8 protein-coding genes and 1 pseudogene are annotated in these 9,264 nt (G+C 62.9%); 6 read left to right on the top strand and 3 right to left on the bottom strand.

The window, feature by feature from the left end; all coding sequences use genetic code 11:
• The 5 genes and pseudogenes from RWT78_RS25040 to RWT78_RS25020 all read left to right on the top strand — a co-directional run.
• Positions 1–499: pseudogene (locus tag RWT78_RS25040) on the top strand (DUF1707 domain-containing protein); the annotation flags it as partial.
• Positions 500–508: 9 nt separating this feature from the next.
• The gene (locus RWT78_RS25035; RefSeq protein WP_314681670.1) at positions 509–1,279 is read left to right on the top strand and encodes a DUF1707 domain-containing protein; all 771 of its coding nucleotides are present in this window, start codon (positions 509–511) and stop codon (positions 1,277–1,279) included.
• 116 nt (positions 1,280–1,395) lie between these two features.
• Entirely contained in the window at positions 1,396–1,959 is a 564-nt protein-coding gene (locus tag RWT78_RS25030) for a PadR family transcriptional regulator (RefSeq protein WP_003946014.1), read from the top strand.
• Positions 1,952–3,055: an inositol-3-phosphate synthase gene (locus RWT78_RS25025; RefSeq protein ID WP_003945979.1), complete on the top strand. Its 1,104-nt coding sequence runs from the start codon at positions 1,952–1,954 to the stop codon at positions 3,053–3,055. The genes RWT78_RS25030 and RWT78_RS25025 overlap by 8 nt, the downstream gene beginning before the upstream one ends.
• Positions 3,056–3,198: 143 nt before the next feature.
• The gene (locus RWT78_RS25020) at positions 3,199–4,257 is read left to right on the top strand and encodes an isopenicillin N synthase family oxygenase (RefSeq protein ID WP_019746062.1); all 1,059 of its coding nucleotides are present in this window, start codon (positions 3,199–3,201) and stop codon (positions 4,255–4,257) included.
• 8 nt (positions 4,258–4,265) lie between these two features.
• On the opposite strand, the gene RWT78_RS25015 is transcribed toward RWT78_RS25020, so the two are convergent.
• Positions 4,266–6,383, bottom strand: a complete 2,118-nt coding sequence (locus tag RWT78_RS25015) for an FAD-dependent oxidoreductase (protein ID WP_314681667.1) — start codon at positions 6,381–6,383, stop codon at positions 4,266–4,268.
• A gap of 59 nt (positions 6,384–6,442) precedes the next feature.
• Positions 6,443–7,828: a PLP-dependent aminotransferase family protein gene (locus tag RWT78_RS25010; RefSeq protein ID WP_314681665.1), complete on the bottom strand. Its 1,386-nt coding sequence runs from the start codon at positions 7,826–7,828 to the stop codon at positions 6,443–6,445.
• Between the two features lie 97 nt (positions 7,829–7,925).
• On the opposite strand from RWT78_RS25010, the gene RWT78_RS25005 reads away from it, so the two are divergent.
• Positions 7,926–8,633, top strand: a complete 708-nt coding sequence (locus RWT78_RS25005; RefSeq protein ID WP_054826130.1) for a pyridoxamine 5'-phosphate oxidase family protein — start codon at positions 7,926–7,928, stop codon at positions 8,631–8,633.
• A 65-nt stretch (positions 8,634–8,698) separates the two neighbouring features.
• Here RWT78_RS25005 and RWT78_RS25000 read toward each other — a convergent pair.
• Positions 8,699–9,264 (bottom strand): HNH endonuclease (locus RWT78_RS25000; RefSeq protein ID WP_314681662.1); only part of this gene is annotated, 566 nt, incomplete at its 5' end.

Raw genomic sequence — 9,264 nt, 5'->3', positions numbered from 1 at the left:
GCCTCCACCGGCGGCAGCCGAAAACGTCGAACCGCTTGCCCCCATTGTGAGTTCGACGTTGAACACGGTCACCGCAAGCGGGATCGGGGAATTCATCACCAGATACAGCGCCAAGTACGGCACGACGATAATCGATTCCGCCAACTTCTACGACGGCTATGCAAGCGTCACTCGCGCCGCCGCTGTCTCGCCGAACCTGGAGGAAGACATCGACTTTCGAGGCGGTTTCACACCACGCGACAGCACGTCGACTCGAGCAGCCAGCACCGTCACCTTCGACCTCGCTGCCGTCGACATCGACAAACTCGCCGGATATCTGGCAGGAGTGTCCGCAAATCTCAACGTCCCCGACGCCGAGATCACACACATCAGCATGAGTTCGTCGAGCGACGATCCACGCGTCTCCATCTACGCCAGCAACAACCTCGGCGCGAGCGGCTCAATGGATTTGACCCCGGATGGCCGCCCGATCCGCTTGTCTCCCTTCACTCCTCGATAGGCCCCGGACATGCCGAACGATCTGACCAGGACCACCCGCGCTCGCAATGCCGATCGCGAGGCTACCTGCGCAGTGCTGGACTCCGCCTTCGCCGACGGGCAACTCACCGCGGCCGAGCACGACGAATTGACCGAACTCGCCGCGGTTGCAGTTACTCTCGGCGATCTCGAAGAATTGACGTTCGATCTGCAGACCGAGGCGTCCCTACCCGTTCTCCGGAAAGAACCTTCGCTGGACACACGTTGGATCGCCGTTGTGATCATCGCTCTGTCACTGGTCTCGGCTATCGGTTTCGGAATCAAATACGCCGCGTCCGACGTCACGATCTTCTCGAGCCCCGAGCCACAGTTACACACCGTCGACGGCCTGGGGGCGATGTTCCATGCCATCGAAACGGAGTACGGCAGCGGACTGGTCGACGAGATGACCATCTATCCCACTTATGCACGCATAACGCGCGCCGATCCTGCCGCGCCGCGCAAGAGCCTGGACAGCTACTACCGAGGCGACCTCGAGGACACGACTTCAGGAGGATCACGCGAACCCGACGTGACACAGATCGACGTCAGACAGCTCGATCCTCGCATCGTGATCGCCCTGCTCGACGGCGCCGGAACCACCACCTCCGTGCAGAATCCGACCACGCGGTACCTCATGATCGAGAGCTCCGAAACCGTGCCGACCATCGAAATTCACGTCGGCAACGACCTCGACGAGAGCGGGTACCTGACCGCTGCCCTCGATGGCGAAATCATGTCGATTTACCCGTTCACCCCCTGATCTAGCCGTGACACCTTGGTACACGTATCGGGCCGCAGTGTGGTTTTATATATCGGCGCGATATAGTTGGTTATCGCATCAAGCGGTTAGGTTCAACGACTCGGGAGGTTTGTCAGTTGCTCGAACTCGCAATCCTCGGGCTGCTCCTCGAGTCACCGATGCACGGATACGAGCTGCGTAAGCGGCTCACTGGTCTGCTCGGCGCATTCCGCGCGTTCTCGTACGGATCGCTGTACCCGGCACTGCGGCGCATGCAAGCCGACGGATTGATCTCAGAAGACGTCGACACTGCCACCGGCACGCTCAAGCGTCGGGCGCGTCGCGTCTACCAGCTCACTCCGGAAGGTCGGCAACGGTTCACCGAACTGGTCGCCGACACCGGGCCGCAGAACTACACCGACGACGGTTTCGGCGTTCACCTCGCCTTCTTCAGCCGCACCCCCGCAGAAGCGCGGATGCGGATCCTCGAAGGCAGGCGACGTCAGGTCGAGGAGCGCCGTGAGGGGCTCCGCGAGGCCGTCGGTCGGGCCAGCGGATCGCTGGACCGCTATACCCGTCAGCTCCATCAGCTCGGACTCGAATCGAGTGAACGCGAAGTGCGTTGGCTCAACGAATTGATCGCAGCCGAGCAATCGACAACAGGAACATCCCGGAAAGAAGGAGAACCCGACCATGGGTGAGAACAGCACCGCGGTGCGCGTAGCCATTGTGGGCGTGGGTAACTGCGCCTCGTCCCTGGTTCAGGGCGTCCACTACTACAAGGATGCCGACGAGACCCAGACGGTCCCCGGCCTCATGCACGTCAAGTTCGGTAAGTACCACGTCCGCGACGTGCAGTTCGTCGCTGCGTTCGACGTCGACGCCAAGAAGGTCGGCTTCGACCTCTCCGAGGCGATCCTCGCGAGCGAGAACAACACCATCAAGATCGCCGACGTCCCGCCCCTGGACGTTCCCGTTCAGCGTGGCCCGACCCTCGACGGCATCGGCAAGTACTACGCCGAGACCATCGAGCTGTCCGACGCCGAGCCCGTCGACGTCGTCAAGGCACTCAAGGACGCTCAGGTCGACGTCCTCGTCTCCTACCTGCCCGTCGGTTCCGACGACGCTGACAAGTTCTACGCACAGTGCGCGATCGACGCAGGCGTTGCATTCGTCAACGCTCTGCCCGTCTTCATCGCTTCCGACCCGGAGTGGGCTGCCAAGTTCAAGGACGCCGGCGTCCCGATCGTCGGCGACGACATCAAGAGCCAGGTCGGCGCCACCATCACACACCGCGTGATGGCGAAGCTGTTCGAAGACCGCGGCGTCGTGCTGGACCGCACCTACCAGCTCAACGTCGGTGGAAACATGGACTTCAAGAACATGCTCGAGCGTGATCGCCTGGAGTCCAAGAAGGTTTCCAAGACCCAGGCCGTGACGTCCAACCTGACCGGCGCACTTGCCGGCAAGGTTCACGACCGCAACGTCCACATCGGTCCCTCGGACTACGTGGAGTGGCTCGACGACCGCAAGTGGGCATACGTCCGCCTCGAAGGCCGCGCCTTCGGTGACGCTCCCCTGAACCTGGAGTACAAGCTCGAGGTCTGGGATTCGCCCAACTCTGCCGGCATCATCATCGACGCCGTCCGCGCAGCCAAGATCGCCAAGGACCGCGGCATCGGTGGACCGGTTTACCCGGCTTCCGCTTACCTGATGAAGTCCCCGCCGGTCCAGATGGCCGACGACAAGGCTCGCATCGAGCTCGAAGCGTTCATCATCGGCGCTGACGAAGCTTAATTCGACTCACACTGATTCGGGGTCTTGCGCCAATGGCGCAAGGCCCCGATTCTGTTATCCGCAGGGTGTTTCCGCATCCGCGCGGGTAATCACGCCTGCGGCTGCCGAATTGCCGTGCGGGTCCGGGTGCCGCTCAGCGTGGAATGATGGACATCAGAACCATCACACGGATCGAGGACCCCATGTCGATTACGTCGCTGCCAGTGCTCGATCTGTCGCTTGCGCAGAACCCCGACACCGCCGAGCAGTTCCGCACTCAGCTCCGCGAGGCCACCCACGAGGTCGGATTCTTCTACCTGGTCGGCCACGGAATTCCCGACGAACTGCAGCGCCGCCTCCTCGCCGTCGCCCGCGAGTTCTTCGCGCTTCCCACTGCCGAGAAGCTCGCGATCGAGAACGTCCGCAGCCCGCACTTCCGTGGGTACACCCGGCTCGGCGGCGAACTGACCGAAGGCAAGCAGGACTGGCGCGAGCAGATCGACATCGGGGCCGAACAGCCCGCGGCCGAGCGCACCGACACCTCACCGGCCTGGGAGATCCTGCAGGGCCCCAACCAGTGGCCAGACGCCCTTCCCGAACTTCGCGACGTCATCACCGAGTGGAACGACACACTCACCTCGATCGCACTGAGCCTCTTACGCGAATGGGCGGTAGCCCTGGGCCAGGATGCGAACATCTTCGACGACGCGTTCGCTCACGATCCGTCGATCCTCATCAAGGTGGTGCGTTACCCGGGCCGCCCGAAAGGTGCCGGCTCCCAGGGCGTCGGCGGACACAAGGACGCGGGTGTGCTGACTCTGCTCTATGTCGAACCGGGCAAAGGCGGTCTGCAGGTCGAGCACGACGGCGACTGGATCGACGCGCCGCCGATCGACGGGGCGCTGGTGGTCAACATCGGCGAACTGCTCGAGGTCGCTACCGGCGGTTACTTGAAAGCGACTGTGCACCGGGTAGTTTCACCCGAGGGCGACGGTGAACGTATCTCGGTGCCGTTCTTCTTCAACCCGAACTACGCAGCGCAGATCCCGGAATTCGACCTACCGCCCGAGCTGGCGGCGCGCGCCACCGGCGTCACCGTGGACGCGAACAACCCGATCCACGATTCCTACGGGGCGAACGCCCTCAAGAGTCGACTACGCGCGCACCCCGATGTCGCGGCCCGATGGTGGCCGGACATCGTTGCGGCACAAAGCGCCACCTAGGGGATGGGTCAAAGATCCATCGCAACTTTCCACGCCGTGTGCATCGCACCTTCGATGTAGTCGACGTTCACCGCGTCACCGACCACGTGCACGTCGGAGACGACGCCGATCAGAGAATCGGCCAGCGGCGCTTGCGCTGACACTCCCGACGCGACGACAACCATGTCGGCCGAAGCGGTCAGTGTCTTTTCACCGGAACGGAATTCGACGATTTCCTTGGTGATTCGCTGCACCGTTGAATTGCGGTGAATGTCCACACCGACATGCTTGGCGTGGCGCACAGCCGTCCAGCGGCGCGGCATCGCCATCGGAATACCCAACTGCTGGCCTTCTTCGATCAGCGTCACATTGCGACCTCGCTCGGCCAGGAACTCCGCAAGCTCGAGTCCGACAAGCGAACCACCGATCACGACAACGTCCTTACCCATGGGCAGGAACTTGCGGGTCACAGCTCGGATCGCCGCGGGGCTCTTGGTGATACCGGACAGCTTGCCCAACTTGGCCATCGTCCGCAGGAACGGCGGCACCTGTGAGACGTCGCCCGCTCCGGTCATCAACGCGCGCAACGAATCACCGGTGTGCACGTGCGGGAGATCACCGCCCGGAACACTAGGCCGCTCACGAACTGCACCGGTGGCCACGACTACGGCGTCGGGGTTCAGTGCCCGGATCGAAGCAACCGAGGCTTCGGTCTTCAGTCGAACATCGACACCGAGACGCTCGATTTCCACTTTCAACCAGCTGAGCAGACGCCCGTTGTCCGGGGTAGTGAGGCTCGAGAACCACAGGGTGCCGCCGAGGCGATCGGACTTGTCCAACACCGTGACTCGGTGCCCACGTTCAGCGGCCACGCGAGCTGTTTCGAGACCACCGGGGCCCGCTCCGACCACAACAACGTGTTTCGGAGTGCTGGTCCGAACGAAGGGGAGCAGCGCTTCGTTGCCCAGGGCAGGGTTCACCGCGCACAGCGGGGTCTCGTCCCAGAAGTTCTCCTGCACGCAGACGTAGCAATTGATGCAAGGCCGAACCCGCTCGGATGCACCGTCTTTGAGTTTGTTCACCAACTGTGGATCGGCCAAAAGCTGACGGCCCATTGCGGCGAAGTCCGTGCGACCTTCCGCGATCATCTTCTCGCCGACCTCGGGGAGCATACGTCCGACGGTGATCACGGGGATCGATATCGCCTGCTTGATTCGCGTTGCGTTGTCGGTGTAGTAGCCGACCTTGTCGGGCAGGGGTCCGTCGGTGAAGTTGGCAAAAGCATTCAGCGCGGTACCGGTGACGTGAATGGCGTCAGCGCCGGCCTCTTCGAACATCTTGGCAGCCGCAGCAGCCTCGTCGACGGTCAGCCCGTCGGTTTCGCCGTACTCTTGACCGGCCAGACGCACGATGACGGCGAGCGCACCGCCGACCTCCTCCTTGACCGCTCGAATGACCTCACAAGCCAGGCGAGCACGGTTCTCCATGGAACCTCCGTACTCGTCGCTGCGCTGATTCGTGTATCGACTCAGGAACGCTCCGAGGACGTAGTTGTGGGCACAGTGAATCTCGACGGCGTCGCCGCCCGCCGCCTTCACCCGTCCGGCAGCCTCGGCGAACATGCGGACCAGCCAATCAAGATCTTCCTTGGTTGCCTCGTGGTACGTAGCCCTCTTGCCCTCGTTGATGGCAGCCATCTTGCCCAGTTCTTCTGGCGTGCAATCGGCCATCGCGCTCATGTCACCCGGCGGCTTCGGCGTGGACGGGACCAACTGCGGTCGGCCGTCGAGGGTATCGATGCGCGCCACCTTGCCGTGGTGTGTCATCTGCACACAGAGCTTGCTGCCTGCGTCGTGGACTGCGTCGGCCAACGCCTTGAGACCGGGGATGAACCGGTCTTCCGAAAGCCCCGGTTCCTTGCGGCTGGTGCAGCCCAGCGGATACGCAACAGCGCAGCAACCGGTGATGATCAGACCCGTTCCACCAGCTGCACGCGCCACGAAGTGGTCGATGTCGCCCTTTTCGATTTCCCCGTCTTCACACAGGTTCATGTCCATCGCAGGGAGAACCACGCGATTGGGCACGGTCATCGGGCCGATGGTGCCTGGTGCGAGCAGGTGCGGAAAGGTCTGGCTTCGGATCGTCACGAGCAGACGCTAGAACTGGACCACGCCCATCCGTTGCCGCACTCCCGATCAACGAGACTTCACGCGCTGTGACGTGCGAGGCACTCGGCTATCACCTCGAGCGCATATTCGAGGTCCGCGGATTCCACTCGCCCGTAGCCGATGACCAATCCGCCGGGGTCTCCGTGCGTTCGGGTGGACTCGACCAGGGTGGGCACTTCGACGCCGTGTTCAAGTGCCTCGCGAGCGACGGTCGCTGCCAGATCCGCGTCGAGCATGAGCGTCGTGTGCATGCCGGCGCCGAGGCCCCGCAGTTCACCGAACGATGACAACGCTTCCTCGACCGCCCGATCACGCTCCCGGTATCTGCGCCGGGCGGTACGCACCGCTCGATCCCATTCGCCGTCACGGAGCAGGGACAAGAGTGCTTGCTGCAGCGGAACCGACGGGAAGTCGCCGATTCGCTTGCGGTGTACTGCTATGCGGTCGACCAGGTCGAGGGGAGCCACCAACCAGCCCAATCGAATTCCGGCGCCGAGCGTCTTGGCAACTGTTCCGAGATACACCACCCGATCAGGAGCCAACTGGGCAAGCGCAGGCAAAGGCGCTACGTCGTAACGGAATTCGGAATCGTAATCGTCCTCGAACAGGACGACGTCGCGGGCGCGTGCGAACTCGATCAACTGGTTGCGCCGACCTACCGGAAGCAGCCCTCCTGTCGGATACTGATGGGACGGTGTCACATACACACCGCGGACGCTCTCCGACGCCGTTTCGAGTTGGTCGACACAGAGACCATGAGCGTCGACGGGCACGTCGAGCAGCGACCATCCACAGGCTGTAGCGGCCGAGGACGCATACCGGTATCCGGGATCTTCCATCGCCAGAACAGCACCACGGGTACGCAGAGCCGACAGGGCGAGGCCGAGACCATGCGTGGCACCTGAGGTGATCAGGATTCTCTCGGGTTCAACCGACATTCCGCGGGCTCTTGCCAGCAATTCCGATAGTGCCGAACGCAATTCGTAGTCACCCGCAGGATCGGGATCCTCGAAAGGTGGCGGTTTGGACCCGACGTCACGCCACGCCCGCCGCCACGCTGCCGATGCACGCGGCGGCGTCCACGGCACGCCCGGCCGAAGCTGCACCCTGGGTGACATCTTGTCGGCGGCCTTCTTCGGTGTAGTCGTGGGAGTGACCATGGGGGAGGGCGCCTCGGCAACGAAGGTGCCTGAGCCGTGCACAGCGACAAGCCAACCCTCGGCGATCAACTGCTCATACGCCCGTTCCACGACGCCCCGCGCCACCTCGAGTTCCGCCGCCAGCTTCCGGGAACTGGGTAACCTCAGACCCACTGCCGCCTTACCACTGCGGATATCAGCTCTGAGGTGGTCGGCAATCTGGATCGGGAGCGCCCGCCGATCTGTCCGGTCGAGGACGACGGCTACCGCCGAAGGCAGAAACATTCAGAACCCTCCCGGAAGTGGCAAATCGAAGTGGCCTATCGAAGTCTCCACTGATTGGACCATGACTTGAAGCCACTTTGCCACCAGCATTGTCTGCATGACAGATTCCGTTGTCTTTGCTGCCCCTGCTCCTGCCCCCACTGCACCTGTTCCGCTGTCTCCGACAGCACGTACGACGCACAAGCGCGCCCGCCACCACGGCGTCGCAGAACGCGCGGCACTCGTCGACGTCTTGCAGTCCGCGAAGCTGTGCCACATGGGCGTGACCGTCGGCGGAGTTCCCATGGTGTTTCCCACCGCCTACGGGTTCGACCTCGACGGCCCCGACCGCGGCGGATCTATTTATGTTCACGGTTCAGTCGCTTCACGGAGCTTGGCTCCCGACAGCGAAATCTGCATCACCATCACGATCCTCGACGGGCTCGTGTTGGCTCGGTCGGGCTTCCACCACTCGATGAACTACCGCAGCGGCGTCATCGTCGGATCACCTCGAGTCGTGACCGACGGCGACGAGCGCGTGAAGGCTTTGAATCTGATCGTCGACCAGGTGGTTCCCGGACGTTCCCAACACCTTCGGGATCACACGCGCAAGGAAATGGCGGCAACCATCGTTCTTGCGCTGCCGTTGTACGAGGCTTCCGTCAAGGCTCGCACCGGCGGCCCCGGTGACGATGCCGCCGACATCGGTATCGAAACCGTTTGGGCTGGAGTAGTTCCCGCAGCTACGCACTTCGGTGAACCGATCCCGTCCGAGGATCTCGACTCCGGTGTCGCGCTGCCGGACCATATCTCGACGATGCTCTGACCGCACACGCCGTACACACCGGGGCATGGCTAAGCCCCGGTGTGTACGTATTCAGTTGCGCCCGTTCAGGCTGCTGTGGGTGGGCTGTTCCCGCCGATCGGCTGTTGATACGGATCGATCGACATCGGTGGATAGAACACCGTTTTCCGATCCGGTCCGATCTCGACACGCCATTCCGTGTGGTGCATCGTCCGGTGGTGATGACCGCACAACAAGATCAGGTTGTCGAGATCTGTTGGGCCACCATCGTTCCAGTGAACAATATGATGGGCATCGCACCACCCCGACGGTGTCCCGCACCCCGGAAACGCGCACCCACCATCACGAACCGCCAACGCCCTCCGCTGGGGAACCGTCGCCGTTCTCGCTTCCTTGCCGCAGTCGAGCGGAACCCCGTTCTCATCCAACAAAATCCGCGTCACGGTGCAGTCGCAGGCGAGCATCCGTGCGGTGTCGATGCTGATCGGGCCCACCCAATCCGTCCACGCGAACCCGAGTTCCTGAGTGGACGGCAGCAAGTCCTTCAAGGCCTGCAGATCTGTCATGTCTTTCGCGGACGCGGCAACGGTGATGTGTGGTTTCACTCCGCCTTCGATCGGACCCAACCCCGCCCGCTCGTACCGCCGCAGTA

The sequence above is a fragment of the uncultured Rhodococcus sp. genome (assembly GCF_963525155.1).
Lineage (GTDB): Bacteria > Actinomycetota > Actinomycetes > Mycobacteriales > Mycobacteriaceae > Rhodococcus_F > Rhodococcus_F qingshengii.
The sequence above is the reverse complement of the archived record's forward strand: the minus strand, read 5'-3'. Positions and strand labels throughout refer to the sequence as shown.